This is a genomic window from Lentzea waywayandensis (genome assembly GCF_900115955.1).
Lineage (GTDB): Bacteria > Actinomycetota > Actinomycetes > Mycobacteriales > Pseudonocardiaceae > Lentzea > Lentzea waywayandensis.
This window is the reverse complement of record NZ_FOYL01000013.1, coordinates 51,883-68,452: the sequence shown is the minus strand read 5'-3', so window position 1 is coordinate 68,452 and position 16,570 is coordinate 51,883. Positions and strand designations below refer to the sequence as shown.

The window sequence follows — 16,570 nt, the reverse complement described above, 5'->3', positions numbered from 1 at the left end:
CGTCGAGCCAGGCCTGGCTCGACGCGGCCGAACGCCGGACCGTGCCGACGACCAGCGGTCGCGAGGTTCCCGAACCTGACCGGCCTCGCCCCGGCGCTACCGGTAAAGACAACGGAAAAACGCAGGTCAGGCGCGATTCCGCCATTCGGACGTGATCCCTAGACTCCGTCGGGCCGGTGGGTGAGACAGGCCCTTCCTCCTGCCGCCGCCGGCTTGGACACAGAGGGAGTACTGGGGTGTTCGAGAACAACGTCACCAGGCGCGGCTTCGTCACGGGCGCGGCGGCGGTCGCCGGTCTCGCCGGCCTGTCCACCATCGCACCGGGCCTGGCCAGCGCCGCCCCCGAGACCAACGACCAGCACACCGACGCCGAGATCCAGGCCGCCGAGGTCGGCGCGCTGGCGATGATGACGTTCCAGAAGATCGACGGCACTCCCGTCTACTACTGGCGTTCCAACCGCGGCAACACGACCGCGCGCAACTGGCAGGCCACCGACGCGTTCTACAACGCGCTCGTCGCCTGGGTCCGGGACCTGCGCTCGCTGTCGTCGAGCTACGGCTCGATCAGCTACATCGTCTCGGCGGGCTTCTACGTCAACAAGCCCGGCCAGCACGGCGCCGGCACCGCCATGGACCTCGACCACGTGCGCTGGTCCAACGGCAACGTCACCTCGCCGCTCGACCAGCACCACGCGTCGGGCACCGCGGCGCTGCGCAAGCGCTACCTCGCGACGGAGGCCGTGTGCCGCCGCCGGTTCCGTTACGTGCTCGACGGCTGGTACAACGCCGACCACCGCGACCACATCCACTCCGACTTCGGTGGCATGCCGGTCCGCGTGCTCAAGGACTCCGAGGCCGACACCAAGTTCGTGCAGGGCACGTGCAACAACTTCCGCGGCTCCGGCCTCGCGATCGACGGCATCTGGGGCCCGAACACGCAGAGCGCGTTCAACGGCCTCAAGTCCGCGCTCGGCGTGACCGGCGACCCGCACACCAGCACCTCGGTGTGGCAGGGAATGCTGTCGAAGATCGCGACCAAGGGCTTCGCGAACCAGAACATCTGATCAGGGGCAGTGAGACGGCAAGGCCGGAGCCCATGCCTCCTGGGCTCCGGCCTTGCCTTTTCGCTGCCGGCTTTCCAGCGACGGCTAAGAATTGTCGCCGAGTCAGAATCTCATGGAGTTTCAGAAGTCCTTCATCGTCGAGTTGCCGAGTTCACGTCCGCGGCGCGCGGACATCGGTGCTGTATTGCGATGAGTAAGCGCAAAACAGCAAGGCCGGAGCCCCATGCCTGCTGGGCTCCGGCCTTGCCGCGCGAGGGCGCTGGTCACGTGACTACTTGGGGCACTTCTTCCACGCGAAGTGGTAGATGGTCTCGATGGAGCCGTCCGTCGAGTCCATCGCCATGAAGCTGGTCTTCTTCGGGTCCGACGTGCCCTTGTCCACCCGCAGCTCGGTGTTGATGTTGAAGTTCCGCTTCGCGCCGCACGGGTGGTAGATGATCGAGGCGACGTCGGTCTTGTGCGTGACCTGCCAGCCGTCGCTCAGCGCGCCGTTCCAGGTCTTCGTGCGCTGGTCGGTGTCCGACATTCCCTGGAAGTAGTAGCTCGCCTTCTGCGTGCCCTTGGCGCCCCTTTCCAGGTGCGCGAAACCTCTGTAGTCGGCCTGCGCGATGCCGAACGTGAATCCGCCGGGAACGTTGACCTTGAGGTTCAGCTGGCAGTTCTTCCGGAAATCGGTCGGCCGCGAGTCCGGGCCCACCTGCGCCAGGTAGTCGCTGTAGGTGACCGTGAACGCCTTGTTGTCCGGGGAGACCGCGACGGCGGCTGTGCCGGCACGACAGCCGGAGCCGTTGACCGTGACGACGTCGATGGTGATCTGGCCCGTCGGGGGCGGGTCCGCGACCGGGGGAATGACGATGGTGGACAGAGCCAGGCCGGCTGCGGCCAGCATGCTAATCATGGGACACCTTTCCGAATGTGCAGGACAGTTCGGGCGGCGTGGTACGAGACCGTATCGGAAAGGTTGTTGATGAACCGTCCGCCAACCAGAGCAACATTGCCGGGCGAGCGTGCCCTGAAATGTCTCGACGTGCGCGTCGGTTAATTGCCACCCAGGTCGCGGGAACGCTGTTCAGGAACCTGGAAATCAATTCGTGAAGCGTCCACGCGGCGAACCTGACGAAAACGCAACAAGGGCGCGTCCACTGATGGACGCGCCCTTGCGGGTGAAACCTGGGTTACCGCTGCTGGCCGTTGCCCATCGAGCCACCGAGGCCGAACAGGATGCGCTGGATGAGCTCGGGATCGACGTCCGGCTCGTCGCCCAGCGCCTCGGCGGCGGGGGAGCGGCGCTTCTCGCGCCGGGGCAGCGGCACCGCGTTGGCGTTCACGCCGGTCGGCAGCTGCATCTCGCACCAGATCAGCTTGATGCCGCCACCGAGCTGAAGCTCGCCGGTGCGCAGGTCAGGCGAGGTCGGCGGCATGATGAACCTGGCTGCCTCCAGCTCGACGACGAGGTAGTCGCCGCTCAGTCGCAGTCGCAGCGTGATCAGCCGCGAGGTCTTGGGATCGGCTGATTCGACGGCTGCCTCGACCAGCGCGCAAGCGACGGCCGAGCACTCCGCGGTCATGTTCCGAAGGCGCCACTCACCAAGGGTGAAGCGCACGAACAGATCCGCGCAGTTCACCGCGGTGGGCAGCGCGATGAGTGTCAGGTCGTCGACCTGGGCGGTCTGGGCGTTCGCCTGCATGCTGCCTCCGTTTCGCGTGCGGCGCGCGAGCCCGCGACAGTCACCCGAATGGCCGTCACGGTGAGCGGGAATCTACATGGGTATACGCGGGAAGCAATGCCCTGGTTGACTCACCCGTCAAAAGTCACGTGCGGGTCACGAGAAGAGGGCCCGATGCTCACTGTGAGTATAGCGCCGGGCCCTCTCCGTGATCATTCTGGGTCAGCATCGCTTCCAGGCGAACTGGTAGCGGGTGTTGACGCTGCCGTCGGTGGAGTCCATCGACACGAATGACGGTTGGTTCGCCGTATTCGTGAACGCTCGCACCTCGGTGTTCACGTTCAGGTGCCGCACCGCGCCGCACGGCGCGAAGACGATCTCAGCCACGTCGGTGGAGTCGGTGAACTGCCAGTTGTCGCTCGTGGGCACCGCGATGTTGTGCGTGCTCGTGACCGTGGCCGACTGGCCGGCGAAGTAGTAGCTGGCGCGCTGCATGCCCCGCGCCCCTCTGGGTAAGTGCGCGAACCCGCGGTAGTCGGCCTTCGCGATCCCGAAGGTGAAGCCCTGCGGGTAGTGCACGCGCAGGTTCAGCTGGCAGTTCTTGCGGAACTGCGTCGGTGTCGATCCGGAACCGGCCTGGGCGGTGTAGTCGCTGTACGTCACCGTGAATGACGTGTTGTCGTCCGAAACCGCTACCGCGGCCGTTCCGGCGGGGCAGCCGGAACCGTTCACCGTGACGACGTCGACCGTGATTTTTCCGGGCGGAACCACGTCGGCCGTGCTCGGCGCCTCAGGGGCGACGAGGAGGGAGAGTGCCAAACCCGTAGCTGCCATCGCACTGAGCATGAGTGGCCTTTCAATTTTGAACGGGGATGGCGGCGTGCGGGTGACGTTATCTTAAATTGACTTAAGTCGTGGACGACCGACCGGGCGAACTTAAATATATTTAAAACGGATTAATCGTCTGAACGGTGGATTGGCGACGATCAGCGGTCGGCTAACTTCATGTCAGATCGCAAAAACCGATCACCCAGACCCACTGAATACGCCGGTCCCCACACCAGGCGCCGAGAGCCCCGGCTGATCCACCTCGTTTCACCGGTGTGGGAAGGCAAGCGCGCACTGCTCATCGGGTTCCTCCCTCCTGCTCGGGACTCGGTGGTGCGGCAGCGGTGCCGCGCAGCCGGCCGGTGCCCGCCGGCGGCGTCGGATCCGTCCCACGGTCCGCGCCGCCGGCGGTGTTCGTCTTTCCGGCCCCCGACGAAGGGGACCTAGAGCCTCCGGAGCCTCATTTGCACGCGAGCCCCACCCAGCGGCCCGCGGTCGACGTGGAGAGAGCCACCCGTGCTTTCCGCGGCGCGGCGGGCGATGTCGAGCCCCAGCCCCGTGGAACCGCCACCGCTGGCGCCGCGCCGCACCGCCCGTTCGGTGTCCGCGATGCCGGGACCCGCGTCCTCGACCACCAGCGCCACCAGATCGGCCTGGTGCACCAGCGTCACGGCGAACCGCGTGCCCTCCGGCGTATGGCGGAAGACGTTGCCCAGCAACGAGTCCAGTGCGGCGGCGAGCTCGGCGCGAGCGAGCGGCACGTGCGCGGGCTTGTCCGCGCCGCGGATCGTCCACGGCCGTTCCTGGTCGTCGGCGAGCGCGGACCAGAACACCAGCCGGTCGCGCACCACGCCGGCCGCGTCGGTGCCGGAGTTGTCGGGCTGCAGGCCGGAGCGGGCCGCCTTGATGATCTCGTCGACCTCCCTCTCCAGGCCCTGGACGGCTTCGCGGACCCGGTCCGCCCCTTGCCCACTGCCGAGGGTGTCCGCGTCCAGGAGAAGGGCCGTGAGAGGCGTTCTGAGGCGGTGCGAGAGGTCGGCGACCACCTCGCGTTCGGCGGCGAGCAGGTGCCGGACGCGCTCGGCCATGACGTTGAAGGCCTTGCCGACCTCCTTGAACTCGGGCGGTCCCTTCACCGGCACGCGGACCGTGAGGTCGCCCTGGCCCATCCGGCGCGCGCCCTCGGCCAGTGCCCTGGTGGCCTTGACGGCCCGCGCGCCCAGGCGGTCGGCGACGAGCACCGACCCGGCGACCAGGCCGACCGCGACGCCCGCCAGGACCCACCAGGTGCCGATGACGCCGTGGGTGAGCTGCTCGTGCGGCACGAACGCCTCGACGATCGCGAGCCCGTTCTCGCTGTTGGCCAGCGGTTGCAGATAGGCCACGCCATCGGGACGTTCGATCGTGGACGCCGTCGCGCGCTTCTGGGCCTCCTGCAGGTCCGCCGCGGTGATGTGCGAGTAGCCGTAGGTGCGGGCCGGGACGCTCAGGTGCACGGCCAGCCGCTGCTCGCCGCCGTACCGGGTGCTCCTGATCACCTGGCGGATCTCCTCCGGCTTGCGGGTGATCAGCAACGTCTGCGTCATCGCGTTGGCCTGCTTCTCCGCCTCGCTCAGGGCGCGGGTGTACGCGGAGCTCTTCACGACGATCGCGAGCGGGATGAGGAACGCCAGCGCCACCATGCTGGTCGCCGCGAGAGCGACCAGCACCAGTGACCGCCTCATTGCGGAGCGACCATGCGCACGCCGACTCCTCGCACCGTGTGCAGGTAACGAGGCTGCGCGGCCCGCTCACCGAGCTTGCGGCGCAACCAGGACAGATGGACGTCGAGAGTCTGGTCGTCGCGGTTGGACGGCCACAGGCTCGCCAGGATCTCCGCCCGCGGCACCACCTCCCCCTGCCGTGCCGCGAGGTAGGAGAGCAGCTCGAACTCCTTGTGGGTCAAGGAGAGTTCCTGGCCGTCCACAGTGGCCCTGCGGAGGTTCACGTCGATCTCCAGGCCGCCGATGACGAGTTGCTTGCTGTCGCGGGCACGTCGGAGCACCGCCTGGAGGCGGGCTTCGAGGTGCTCGCTGGAGAAGGGTTTGACGAGGTAGTCGTCCGCGCCCGCGTTGAGCAGCCGGATGATCTCGGCCTCGTCGTCGCGGGCGGTCGCGATGACCACCGGGGTGTTCGTGACGCCCCGGATCATCCGCAGCGCGTCACCGCCGTCGAGGTCGGGGAGTCCGAGATCGAGCACCACGACGTCGTATTTGTTGGCGGTGACTTCGCGCAAGGCCTCGATCGCGAGCGCGACACCGTGCACGATGTGGCCCTGGCCGGTGAGGGCGCGCGTGATCGCCGCCCGCACCACCGGGTCGTCCTCGACGAGCAGTACTGATGTCATGAGCCGCTACAGGAGGATTGTCGCAGTGAGACGGTCGGTCGGATACCTGGTCGCCTGGGCTTTGGTGACCACGGTCGCCATCGGCCTGTCCTGGTTCGGCATCCGGTGGGCGATGGAACCCGCCCCGGTCGCCGCCGTGCAGGTCACGACGGGGTCGGCCGTCCTGCCGATGCCGACCGTCACCTCGATCAGCGTCCCGGCGCCCGAATCGGGTCCCTCCGTCAGCACGCCACCTGCCACGCCTTCGTCCACCAGGCCTCCTGAGGTCACTACGTCTGTTCCGGCTCCTCCCAGTAGTACGGATGCGCGTCCCACCTCGGCTCAACTTCCGCAGGGGGAATGGCAGTCGGACGGCTCCTACGTCCACGCGTTCCACCTGCAGGGCGGGGACGTGGTCGTGCGCTACCGGCCGCAGGGGGTGCAGGCGTTGTCGGCCACCCCCGCGGACGGCTACTCGGTGTCGGTGGAACAGCCCGGCGGGCCGTTGGTGGTGAACTTCCGCAACGCCGCCGGCCGGTTGTCCAGGCTGGAAGCCACCTGGAGCAACGGGCCGACGGCGAAGGTGATCGAGCAGTAGCGCGGGACGCCACGGACTCTCCGAGAGAGTGAAAGCTCCCCGCGTGCCGTGAAGCAGCGAGCTACAGGCCGATGGCCTTGGCGATCTGAGCGGGCTTGAGCACCCGCAGGATCGCCTCGTACAGGTAGTAGTCGCCGTACGGCAGCGAGACCTCCACGCCGTCCTCGGACGGGCGGTTGCGGGTGCCGCGGGCCATGATCGCCTCAGCACGCGCCGACCTGGTCGTGAGACACGTGCCGACCAGGCCGTCGAGGATCTTCAGCGCCCGGTCGCGGTAGCGGTCGGTGCCGGTGGCCTTGGCCAGGTCGAGCAGGCCGCACGCCATGATCGCGCCCGCCGACGAGTCCTTGATGTCGTTGACGCCCAGCGGCGACCGGTAGTCCCACACCGGCACGCTGTCCGGTGTGAGCACCGACAGCGCGTAGTCCGACAGCTTGCGCGCGGTGTCGCGGAACTCGCGCAGGCCCGTGCGGCGGTACATCGTCGTGAAGCCGTAGATGCCCCACGCCTGACCGCGCGCCCAGCACGACGTCGGGCTGTAGCCCTGCACCGTGTTCGGGCCGATCGCCGCGCCGGTGTCCGGGTTGAAGTCGAACACGTGCGGGGTCGAGCCGTCCGGGCGGACGAAGTGCGTCTGGGTGGTCCTGGCGTGCGCGATCGCGATGTCGAGGAACTTGCGGTCGCCGGTCTGCTCGGTGGCGAACGCGAGCAGGTCCAGGTTCATCATCGTGTCGATGATGACGCGGCCCGCGTTGCCCGGCGTGCCCAGCGCGCCCCACGCGCGGATGTACCTGCCGACCGGGTTCCAGCGCTGGATCAGCGTGTTCGCGGCGTCGATCGCGCCGTCCCGCCACCTGGTGCCGCCGGTGAGCCGGTACGCGGTGACCCAGGACGGGTAGAAGAGGAACCCCAGGTCGTGGTCGCGCGGCTGGAGCCGGCGGGGTGCCAGCCTGTCGTTGGCGGCTTCGGCGAGAGCGCGGAACTGAGCGTCGCCGCTGTCGAGGTGCGCGAGCCACAGCGTGCCCGGCCAGAAGCCGCCGATCCAGCCGCCGTCGGCGACGTATGTCCACTTCTCGGCCCTGGTGATCTCGGGGAACGAGGTGATGCCCGGTGCGACCGCCTTCAGCTTGGAGTTGCCGTAGTCGAGGGCCGCGCGGAGTGTGGCGGGCGAAGCGGCGGCTTCTCCCGCGCCGATGGCGACTCCTGCTCCGGTGAGCAGGGGAGTGGCCGCTGCGGACGCCAGAAGGGTGCGTCGAGACAGATTCACGAGACCGTCCAGTCCCTTTCATTGTCTTGCGCCCGGCGCCACGATGCCAGATCGGATCAACGCGTGTAAAGGTGCGTCAAAAATTGATTCCCGCGCCTTGCTGCGGGCCGCTGAACAGCGTAAAGGGTGCGGTTGCCGGTTGATCAGATATATGAACTTCCTGGAATCCGACGTTGTAAAACCAATTGTTCACTCTTGTGAACAATTCGCTGTTCAGATGCGGTGGAGAACGGCGTCCAGATGGCGTGGGCTCAGGCCGTGCCGCCGCTTGAAGGCCTCGTTGCCGCGGCCGCCTTCCAGCGTCGACTTGCCGAGGCGGATCGCGAGCCGGACCGACTCCGCGAACAGCACGCCGTACGGGCTGTAGTTGCCGTCCACGGCGTAGTCGACGCCGCACGTCCAGGTGTGGAAGCGGGTGGCGTCGGTGAGGCAGACACCGGCCGCGACGAGCTTGCCGTGCTGCCGCACCTCGATCACGTGCGCGAGGTCGCCGAGCGCCGTCACGAACCTGGCGAAGGCCTCGCCGGGGTAGTAGCCGTTGTTCTCGAAGCGGCTGGCGGTCTTGACGCACAGCAGGGTGATCTCGTCGAGCGCGGCGTGGTCGACGGGCAGCGCCTCGATCGTCACGCCGGCCTCGGTCGATCTTCGGTCGTTGCGCCGCACGTTCGCTCTGGCGCGCAGGCTCAGGCTCGCGAGGTAGTGCTCGTAGGTGGTGAGGCCGGTGGCCCACCGGTCGGTGAGGTGACGCGCGGGCAGCCCGGCCCTTCGCAACGCCCGCGACAGTTCGTTGCCGCGCTGGACGTTCATGAACCCGCACCAGCGCGCGCCGAAGATCGACGCCGTGCGGATCATGGCGTCCAGCAGTCTCGGCAGCACCTCCGCGGCGGCGGGCACGTGCGCGTCGTAGCAGTGCCAGGTGTGACTGAGCAGGGCGGGCTGGCCGACCGCCTCCGGATAGGCCTCGTGCAGGCGGCGCAACGGATTCGCGGCCGTCTGGAGGTAGGCGGGCAGGACCGCGATCGGCTTGTCGCCTTCGCGCACCACGAAGTACGCGAAGGCGTCGACCGTCGTCAGCGGCGACTGCTCGTAGGCGCTGACGTACGCGTGTCGGTAGAAGACCGGCGCGCCCGCGTCGCGGACCACCGCGTCCCAATCAGCAGAATCGATTTCCCTTATGGTGTTGGAGAATTCGACGCGCACACGGTCACTGTACGGCTTGCCAGACCGCGAAGGGGACGTCGATCTCGTCGCGGCTCAGGCCGCCGTTCTCGTAGCGGACGGACGGATCCGGGAGCGGGAACCTCGGTGACGCGGCCACCGCGACGACCGGGCCGGCCTCCGGCTGGGGCAGTCCGAGATCGGTGGCGTGGTGCACGGTCGCCGTGTCGCCCAGAGTCGTTGCCACGCGGTCGAAAACGGCCTCCAGGCGATCCGCCTTCGGGTACAGCCAGCGCGTGCGTCCCGCGCCGCCGGAGGGGATCACGCACTCCTCGCGCACGATCGCGTCCCAGGCCTCGACGAGCTCCGGGTCGGGGTCGACGGCGACCATGCCGTGGTCCGAATGCGCGACGACGGTCCAACCCTGTGCGGCCCAACGGGAAGCGTGCGCGTCCAGACGCAGCATCGCCTCGTGGACCGACTCGTCGTACCCGTGGCGGCGCACGTGATCGCCGATGTTGACGTAGGTCCAGAGGAACCTGGCGTCCTTGAGCGCCTTGTCGAGATCGGCGACGACGTTGGCGACGAGCAGCGGCGGGTCCTCGGCCTGGGCGGTGAGTTTGTGCAGGGCGTGCGCGGGTATCCGGGTGCACCCTCGCAACAGGGCCTGCGCCCAGGTTCCTTCGAGCAGGTCGAGCTCGCGGGCCAGCACGGTCGCGCCGTGACGTTCCAGCACGGTCGGCAGGTTCGGGATCGCGGGCATGCCGTTGACGGCGTGCACGAGGCCGGATCCGTTGCGGTACACCATTCCCGGCACGCGGTGGACGTCTGCGGGGACGCCTGTCAGCGCGGTCAGCAACGCCGTCGCGGACGTCGACGGCACCGTCGAGGACAGCGTGGAGACGGAGGCGGACAGCCACGACTGTTTGGCCACGTCCGAAGAGAGGCCGTGCACCGCCAGCACGATTACGCCGGAATGAGCCTTGCCGAGGGCGTGTTCGAGCCGGGAAGGTATCTCCGCCAGTGACATTCGGTGACTGTAACGCATCTCATCAGGGCAAGATTGCTCGTTCGGGGGCTGAGTTCCGCACAATGGCTGCCGATGGGGTAAAGAACACCGGGTAGAAGGAAGGTGGCGGATGTCGGTCGGAGTTCTGGACGTCGGGTGCTTCAGCGCACACCTGGTGGTCGTGGAACGAGACTTGACGCGTCCGCTGGTGTCCCACAAGGTCCGGCTGCGGCTGGACCGCGAACTGGATTCGGACGGGGCCATCAGCCGCGACGGCGTCGAGTCGCTCTGCGCCGCCGTCCTGGCCGCCCGCAAGAAGGCGGGCGACGTCCCGTTCCTGTCCTTCGCCACCTCGTCCGTGCGCGACAGCCTGAACTCCGCCGAGGTCATCGGCAAGGTCGCCAGACGCACCGGCGTCGACCTGAAAGTGTTGTCCGGCAAGGAAGAAGCGCGCCTGTCGTACGCCGCGGCCCGGCACTGGTTCGGCTGGGGCGCGGGCCCCATGGTCGTGCTGGACGTCGGCGGCGGCACCGTCGAACTGGCCGCCGGCTCCGGGGCGGAACCCGAGCGCGCGGTGTCGTTGCCTTTGGGGGCAAGGACTTTGACCCGCGCCGGCCTGACCGTCACGGACATGCGCGCCGAGGTGGCCGAGCGTCTGGAAGCCGCTTTCCCCTGGGGTGAGAGCGCTCGCGCGGTCGGGTGCTCGAAGGTGTTCGAACAGCTGGCCCGCCTCGCCGGGGCGCGCAGCGGCGCCTACTCGCCGCGCCAGCTGCGGCTCAAGGACCTGGAGAAGTGGATTCCGCGCCTCGCGAAGCTCTCGGTGCGCGAACGGGCGGCTCTGCCGGGGATCTCGCGCCACCGGGCCCAGCAGTCGCTGGCGGGCGCGGTGGTCGCGGAGGCGTTGATGAAGGTCTCTGGCCACGACGTCGTGGACATCTCGCCGTGGTCCACCAAGGAAGGCCTGCTGCTCTCGCTGGTGGAGCGCTCTCGCGCGAGGAAGTCGTCAGCCGCCTAGAAGCTGCTCTTCAGAGCGGTGACGGCGTCGTTGACGTCGTTGAACAGCAACAGCAACTGGTCGACGGCCGTCATCTCCAACGGACGCAACACGACTCTGGTGTCGCTGACGACGCCGAACTTGACGCCGAGCTCGTCGGCCTGGGCCTGGGTCTCCACGAGCGCGCGGATCCCCTCGGATCCGAAGAACCGCACCTCGCGCAGGTCCACGACCAGGGCGGGCGGCTTGCGGTCGAGCAACTCGGCGAGCCTGCTGGTCACCGGAGCCGACGACATCATGTCGATCTCACCCGTGAGCGAGACGATCGGGATGGATTGGACGTAGGTAGTTCTCTGTCGAAGCTGGTTCATAAGGACTCCCGTCCGCACCGACCGTACGCGCCAACGTCCGGCAGTCACAAGCCGAACAGGCTTTCACCAGGTCTTCAGGCCTCCAGATGGGCCCAGACCACCTTGCCGCCGCGCTGCGGCGTCGTTCCCCATCGAACGCTCAGCGCCTGCACGAGCTGCATGCCCCGCCCACGCGCGCTGCTGGGGTCCACCGGTCTGAGCTGAGGCAGCTGCGACGACTCGTCGTGCACCTCGACGAGCATCCCGCCCGCCTTCCGGCTCACCGTCAGTGTGATCGGTCCCTCACCGTGGTCGATGCCGTTGGACACGAGCTCCGTCACCACGAGCTGCGCGTCGTCGGTGAGGTCCTCGGACAACTCCCACGAGGCAGCGGCCTCGCGCACCACCTGACGTGCGCGAGCGCACGAGCCGCCCTCGGCGGTCAGGATCACCCGCACCTCTGCCAGTGGGTCGTTCAACACAAGGCGCATCGTCGCACATCCGGCGTGCCGTTCGGATCTTTCAGCCCCCCGGTGGTCGCATGGTCGGGCCTCGTGCTGCACGATTTGGGTCGCACGAGTCGGGCGTGGCGGAAGGAACGGCGACGATGGAGCTCAACGTCGGCAGCGAGGTCCAGCGGGGATGGCGTGTGCTCGCCGTCGCCGGTGAACTGGACATCGACACCGTCCCCCTGCTGTCCGCGCGGCTTGACTCCGATGTCACCGGGGTGCACGCCGTGCTGGACCTGTCGGAACTGGCCTTCATGGACTCGACCGGGCTGGCGCTGGTGCTGGACTGGCATCGGCGGCTGGCGGAGGGCGGCGGGCAGTTGCGCGTCGCGGCCGCCCAGGGGCCGGTCCGGCGGTTGTTCGAACTGGCCGACGTGGCCGAGGTGCTGAGCCTGCACGAGTCGGTGGACGTGGCTGTTCAGGAGGCCGTCGACTCGGCTCGGTGACGGCCTGTTCGTATCGCGCTGTTCGCGTTCCAGTGGCGCGACCCAGAACGTTGACTGGGTAATTCACGCCCAGCAGGGCACCTCGTCGTACGACGATGCACCCGTCTGACCGCGAATTCGCCCGGCAACGTTCTGGGCCACGCCACTAAGCCTCTCCGGACACGCCCAGGTAGTAGGCGATCAAACGGATCAGGTGTTCGGTGTCGACCGGCTTGGTGACGTAGTCGGTGGCGCCTGAGGCCAGGGACTTCTCACGGTCGCCCTTCATCGCCTTGGCGGTGACGGCGATGACCGGGAGGTCGGCGTAGCGCTCCATGGCGCGGATCGCGGAGATCGTGGCGTTGCCGTCGAGCTCCGGCATCATGATGTCCATCAGAACGATGGCCACGTCGTCGTACTGCTCCAAAGCCCGCACGCCCGTGATGCCGTTGTCGGCGTAGATGGCCTCCAGGCCGTGCAGTTCCAGCACGCTCGTGAGGGCGAAGACGTTGCGCAGGTCGTCGTCCACCACGAGGACCTTCTCGCCGTGGAAGCGCATCGCGCCGGAGGCGGCCAGCACCGGAGCGGGCATGACGATCGGGGTCGGTTCGGGCAGGACGAAGCTGTCCGAGACGACCTTGCCCAGGGGGAGGCAGAGGGTGAACGTCGAGCCGATGCCGGGCTCCGAGCGCACGCGCAGGGCGCCGTTCAGGAGCTGAGCCAGTTCACGGCTGATGGACAGGCCTAGGCCCGTGCCGCCGTACTTGCGGGACGTGGTGCCGTCTGCCTGTTGGAAGGCCTCGAAGATGACGGCGAGCTTTTCGGCCGGGATGCCGATGCCGGTGTCGTGCACGTCGAACGCCACGGTGAACGGGTCGTCCATGCGCACGTGCAGGCGGATGCCGCCGTCGTGGGTGAACTTCACGGCGTTGGACAGCAGGTTGCGCAGGATCTGCTGGAGGCGGTGTTCGTCGGTGTGCAGGGTCTCCGGCACGTTCGGGTCCACGCGGACGGAGAACTCGAGGTTCTTCTCGGCCGTCAGCGGCAGGCACAGGGTCTCGACGTAGCGGACTAGCTCGTCCAGGCGGACCGGGTCCTCGTGCAGCTGCATGTGGCCCGCCTCGACCTTGGTGAGGTCGAGGATGTCGTTGATGAGCTGGAGCAGGTCGGAGCCGGACGAGTGGATCGTGCGGGCGAACTCGACCTGCTTGGCGTTGAGGTTGCCGTCGAGGTTGTCGGCGAGCAGCTTCGCCAGGATCAGCAACGAGTTCAGCGGTGTCCGGAGTTCGTGGGACATGTTCGCCATGAACTCGGACTTGTACTTCGAGGCGGTCTGGAGCTGGCGGGCCCGGTCCTCGAGTTCCTCGGAACCGGCGCGCAGCTCGGTGGTGAGGCGCTGCGACTCGACCAGCAGGGCGTCGGTGCGGGAGTTGGCGAGCAGCGTGTTCACGTTGACGCCGATGGCCTCCTTGAGCTGGTCAAGGAGGTCCAGGTGGACGTCGGAGAACTCGTTCAACGACGCCAGCTCGATCACGCCGAGGGTCTCGCCCTGGAACAGGATCGGCAGGATCACCAGGTTGACCGGGGCCGACTCGCCCAGCGCGGAGGAGACCGTCAGGTAGCCGCCGGGGACCTGGGTGACCAGGATCGTCTTCTTCTCCAGCGCCGACTGGCCGACCAGCGACTCGCCCATGGCCACGTGGGTCGCGCGGGCGGCGTCCAGCCGGAAGCCGTACGAGGCGGTGAGCTCCAGCATCTGCTTGGAGTCGTCCTCCTCGATCTGGAAGAACGCGCCGTGGTGGGCGCTGACCAGCGGCGTCAGCTCGCTCATGATCAACGACGCCAGCGCGCGCAGGTCGCGGTGGCCCTGCATCAGGCCCGACAGGCGGGCCAGGTTGGTCTTGAGCCAGTACTGCTCGCGGTTGGCGCGCGTGGTCTCCTTGAGGTTCGCGATCATCTGGTTGACGTTGTCCTTGAGCTCCGCGAGCTCTCCGGACGCGTCGACGGTGATCTGCCTGGTCAGGTCGCCCGCGGTCACGGCGGTGGCGACGGCGGCGATCGCGCGGACCTGGGTCGTGAGGTTCGAGGCGAGCTGGTTGACGTTGTCGGTCAGCTTCGACCACGTGCCGGCGACGCCGTCGACCTCGGCCTGACCGCCGAGCTTGCCCTCGGTGCCGACCTCGCGGGCCACCCGCGTGACCTCGTCGGCGAACGACGAGAGCTGGTCGACCATCGTGTTGATGGTGGTCTTCAGTTCGAGGATCTCGCCCCGCGCGGAGACGTCGATCTTCTTCGTCAGGTCGCCCTGCGCGACGGCGGTGGTGACCTGGGCGATGTTGCGGACCTGGTTGGTGAGGTTGTCCGCCATGAAGTTCACCGAGTCGGTGAGGTCCTTCCACGTGCCGGCGACGCCGGACACGCGTGCCTGGCCGCCCAGGATGCCCTCGGTACCGACCTCACGGGCGACACGGGTGACCTCGTCGCCGAACGCGCGCAGCGTGTCGACCATGCCGTTCAGGGTCTCGGCCAGGGCCGCGACCTCGCCCTTCGCCTCGACGGTGATCTTCTTCGAGAGGTCGCCGGTCGCGACGGCGGTGGCGACGGCGGCGATGTTGCGGACCTGGTTGGTGAGGTTGTCCGCCATCAGGTTGACGTTGTCCGTCAGGTCCTTCCAGGTGCCGGCGACGCCCTGCACGCGGGCCTGACCGCCCAGCCGGCCGTCGGTGCCGACCTCACGCGCGACACGCGTGACCTCCTCGGCGAACGACGACAGCTGGTCGACCATCACGTTCAGCGTGGACTTGAGCTCCAGGATCTCGCCGCGCGCGTCGACGGTGATCTTCTGCGACAGGTCGCCGTTCGCGACGGCGGTGGCGACGTGCGCGATGTTGCGGACCTGGTTGGTCAGGTTGTTCGCCATGAAGTTGACGTTGTCGGTCAGGTCGCGCCACGTGCCCGCGACGCCCGGCACCGTCGCCTGACCGCCCAGCCGGCCCTCGGTGCCGACCTCGCGGGCCACGCGCGTGGCCTCGTCGGCGAACGAGCTGAGCTGGTCGACCATCGTGTTGATCGTGGTCTTGAGTTCGAGGATCTCGCCGCGGGCGTCGATCGTGATCTTCTGCGTCAGGTCGCCACGCGCGATGGCGGTGGTGACCGAGGCGATGTTGCGGACCTGGGTCGTCAGGTTGTTCGCCATGACGTTCACCGACTCGGTGAGGTCGCGCCACGTGCCCGCGACGCCCGGCACCTGCGCCTGACCGCCGAGGCGGCCGTCCGAACCGACCTCGCGGGCGACACGCGTGACCTCGTCACCGAAGCTCGACAGCTGGTCGACCATCGTGTTGATCGTGGTCTTGAGCTCGAGGATCTCGCCGCGCGCGTCCACGGTGATCTTCTGGGTCAGGTCGCCGAGCGCCACGGCGGTCGTGACCTGGGCGATGTTGCGGACCTGAGTGGTCAGGTTGTCCGCCATGAAGTTCACGTTGTCGGTCAGGTCGCGCCAGGTACCGGCGACACCGGGCACCTTCGCCTGACCGCCGAGCTTGCCGTCCGTGCCGACCTCACGGGCGACACGGGTGACCTCGTCCGCGAACGAGGAGAGCTGGTCGACCATCGTGTTCAGCGTGTTCTTCAGCTCCAGCATCTCGCCGGAGACGTCCACGGTGATCTTCTGCGTCAGGTCGCCGTTCGCCACCGCCGTCGCGACCTGGGCGATGTTGCGGACCTGGTTGGTCAGGTTGTTCGCCATCGAGTTGACGTTGTCGGTCAGGTCGCGCCACGTGCCGGCCACGCCGGGCACCTTGGCCTGACCGCCCAGGCGACCGTCCGTACCGACCTCGCGGGCGACACGGGTGACCTCGTCGGCGAACGACGAGAGCTGGTCGACCAGGCCGTTCACCGTCGACCCGAGCGTCGCGAACTCACCGCGCAGGGTCTGGTCCGACATGCGCTTGGTCAGGTCGCCCTCGGCGACGGCGGCGAGCACGCGGCTCAGCTCGCTCGTCGGCCGCATGAGGTCCTCGACCAGGCCGTTCACCGAGTCCGCGATCAGCGACCAGCCACCGGCGGTGCCCGCGGGCGCCACCCGTTCGGTGAGCCGGCCCTCCTGGCCCACCGCCTGGCGGACCCGGCCCAGCTCACCGGCGAGCCACTGGTTGCGTTCCGCGATCTCGTTGAACACGTCCGCGAGCGCGGAGACGGGTCCGCTGCCCGGCACCACGAGCCTGCGGCGGAAGTTGCCGTCCCGCAGGTCTCTCATGGCGGCGAGAACCCGTTCGAGGGTCGCGTCCGTCTCTTCGTTGGCCGTGGTCACTCCAAGCCTCCGTGCCTCGGTGGT

At 68.1% G+C, this 16,570-nt stretch carries 15 protein-coding genes; 4 read left to right on the top strand and 11 right to left on the bottom strand.

The window, feature by feature from the left end; all coding sequences use genetic code 11:
* Positions 1-236 precede the first annotated feature (236 nt).
* A complete protein-coding gene (locus tag BM417_RS36630; RefSeq protein WP_093604050.1) occupies positions 237-1,064 on the top strand; it encodes an extensin family protein in 828 nt (275 codons plus the stop codon).
* A gap of 271 nt (positions 1,065-1,335) precedes the next feature.
* Here BM417_RS36630 and BM417_RS36625 read toward each other — a convergent pair whose 3' ends face one another.
* The 5 genes from BM417_RS36625 to BM417_RS36605 form a co-directional block, all read right to left on the bottom strand.
* Positions 1,336-1,962, bottom strand: coding sequence for a DUF4360 domain-containing protein (locus BM417_RS36625; protein WP_093604048.1), 627 nt, complete (start codon positions 1,960-1,962; stop codon positions 1,336-1,338).
* A 277-nt stretch (positions 1,963-2,239) separates the two neighbouring features.
* A complete protein-coding gene (locus BM417_RS36620) occupies positions 2,240-2,752 on the bottom strand; it encodes a histidine kinase (RefSeq protein WP_093604046.1) in 513 nt (170 codons plus the stop codon).
* A 201-nt stretch (positions 2,753-2,953) separates the two neighbouring features.
* On the bottom strand, positions 2,954-3,577 hold the full coding sequence (locus tag BM417_RS36615; RefSeq protein ID WP_093604044.1) for a DUF4360 domain-containing protein: 624 nt from the start codon (positions 3,575-3,577) through the stop codon (positions 2,954-2,956).
* Positions 3,578-4,002: 425 nt separating this feature from the next.
* Positions 4,003-5,283, bottom strand: a complete 1,281-nt coding sequence (locus BM417_RS36610; RefSeq protein WP_093604042.1) for a HAMP domain-containing sensor histidine kinase — start codon at positions 5,281-5,283, stop codon at positions 4,003-4,005.
* Entirely contained in the window at positions 5,280-5,945 is a 666-nt protein-coding gene (locus BM417_RS36605) for a response regulator transcription factor (protein ID WP_093604040.1), read from the bottom strand. The genes BM417_RS36610 and BM417_RS36605 overlap by 4 nt, the downstream gene beginning before the upstream one ends.
* Before the next feature lie 25 nt (positions 5,946-5,970).
* Here BM417_RS36605 and BM417_RS47230 point away from each other — a divergent pair, with 25 nt between their 5' ends.
* Complete coding sequence (locus tag BM417_RS47230; RefSeq protein WP_143138961.1) at positions 5,971-6,522, top strand: superantigen-like protein SSL4; 552 nt, start codon at positions 5,971-5,973, stop codon at positions 6,520-6,522.
* A gap of 61 nt (positions 6,523-6,583) precedes the next feature.
* On the opposite strand, the gene BM417_RS36590 is transcribed toward BM417_RS47230, so the two are convergent.
* The 3 genes from BM417_RS36590 to BM417_RS36580 all read right to left on the bottom strand — a co-directional run bounded on the left by BM417_RS36590 (position 6,584) and on the right by BM417_RS36580 (position 9,977).
* Positions 6,584-7,789: a glycoside hydrolase family protein gene (locus BM417_RS36590; RefSeq protein ID WP_093604034.1), complete on the bottom strand. Its 1,206-nt coding sequence runs from the start codon at positions 7,787-7,789 to the stop codon at positions 6,584-6,586.
* A 213-nt stretch (positions 7,790-8,002) separates the two neighbouring features.
* The gene (locus tag BM417_RS36585) at positions 8,003-8,989 is read right to left on the bottom strand and encodes a GNAT family N-acetyltransferase (RefSeq protein WP_143138960.1); all 987 of its coding nucleotides are present in this window, start codon (positions 8,987-8,989) and stop codon (positions 8,003-8,005) included.
* Positions 8,990-8,993: 4 nt separating this feature from the next.
* On the bottom strand, positions 8,994-9,977 hold the full coding sequence (locus tag BM417_RS36580) for a hypothetical protein (RefSeq protein WP_093604030.1): 984 nt from the start codon (positions 9,975-9,977) through the stop codon (positions 8,994-8,996).
* 109 nt (positions 9,978-10,086) lie between these two features.
* On the opposite strand from BM417_RS36580, the gene BM417_RS36575 reads away from it, so the two are divergent.
* Entirely contained in the window at positions 10,087-10,971 is an 885-nt protein-coding gene (locus BM417_RS36575) for a Ppx/GppA phosphatase family protein (RefSeq protein WP_093604028.1), read from the top strand.
* Here BM417_RS36575 and BM417_RS36570 read toward each other — a convergent pair.
* Positions 10,968-11,321, bottom strand: coding sequence for an STAS domain-containing protein (locus tag BM417_RS36570; protein WP_093604026.1), 354 nt, complete (start codon positions 11,319-11,321; stop codon positions 10,968-10,970). The genes BM417_RS36575 and BM417_RS36570 overlap by 4 nt on opposite strands.
* Before the next feature lie 74 nt (positions 11,322-11,395).
* Positions 11,396-11,791 carry an ATP-binding protein gene (locus tag BM417_RS36565; protein ID WP_245822456.1) on the bottom strand — a complete coding sequence of 132 codons (396 nt, stop codon included), beginning with the start codon at positions 11,789-11,791 and terminating at the stop codon, positions 11,396-11,398.
* A gap of 95 nt (positions 11,792-11,886) precedes the next feature.
* On the opposite strand from BM417_RS36565, the gene BM417_RS36560 reads away from it, so the two are divergent.
* A complete protein-coding gene (locus BM417_RS36560; RefSeq protein ID WP_245822454.1) occupies positions 11,887-12,255 on the top strand; it encodes an STAS domain-containing protein in 369 nt (122 codons plus the stop codon).
* Between the two features lie 145 nt (positions 12,256-12,400).
* Here the strand turns inward: BM417_RS36560 and BM417_RS36555 are convergent, their stop codons facing one another.
* Positions 12,401-16,546 (bottom strand): hybrid sensor histidine kinase/response regulator, encoded by a 4,146-nt coding sequence (locus tag BM417_RS36555; protein ID WP_093604020.1) that lies wholly within the window; start codon positions 16,544-16,546, stop codon positions 12,401-12,403.
* Positions 16,547-16,570: the final 24 nt, after the last annotated feature.

Coding starts and splice junctions, on each gene's coding strand:
- BM417_RS36580 (WP_093604030.1), bottom strand. CDS start 9,977: ATGTCACTGGCGGAGATACCTTCCCGGCTCGAACACGCCCTCGGCAAG.
- BM417_RS36610 (WP_093604042.1), bottom strand. CDS start 5,283: ATGAGGCGGTCACTGGTGCTGGTCGCTCTCGCGGCGACCAGCATGGTG.
- BM417_RS36565 (WP_245822456.1), bottom strand. CDS start 11,791: ATGCGCCTTGTGTTGAACGACCCACTGGCAGAGGTGCGGGTGATCCTG.
- BM417_RS36570 (WP_093604026.1), bottom strand. CDS start 11,321: ATGAACCAGCTTCGACAGAGAACTACCTACGTCCAATCCATCCCGATC.
- BM417_RS36620 (WP_093604046.1), bottom strand. CDS start 2,752: ATGCAGGCGAACGCCCAGACCGCCCAGGTCGACGACCTGACACTCATC.
- BM417_RS36605 (WP_093604040.1), bottom strand. CDS start 5,945: ATGACATCAGTACTGCTCGTCGAGGACGACCCGGTGGTGCGGGCGGCG.
- BM417_RS36615 (WP_093604044.1), bottom strand. CDS start 3,577: ATGCTCAGTGCGATGGCAGCTACGGGTTTGGCACTCTCCCTCCTCGTC.
- BM417_RS36625 (WP_093604048.1), bottom strand. CDS start 1,962: ATGATTAGCATGCTGGCCGCAGCCGGCCTGGCTCTGTCCACCATCGTC.
- BM417_RS36575 (WP_093604028.1), top strand. CDS start 10,087: ATGTCGGTCGGAGTTCTGGACGTCGGGTGCTTCAGCGCACACCTGGTG.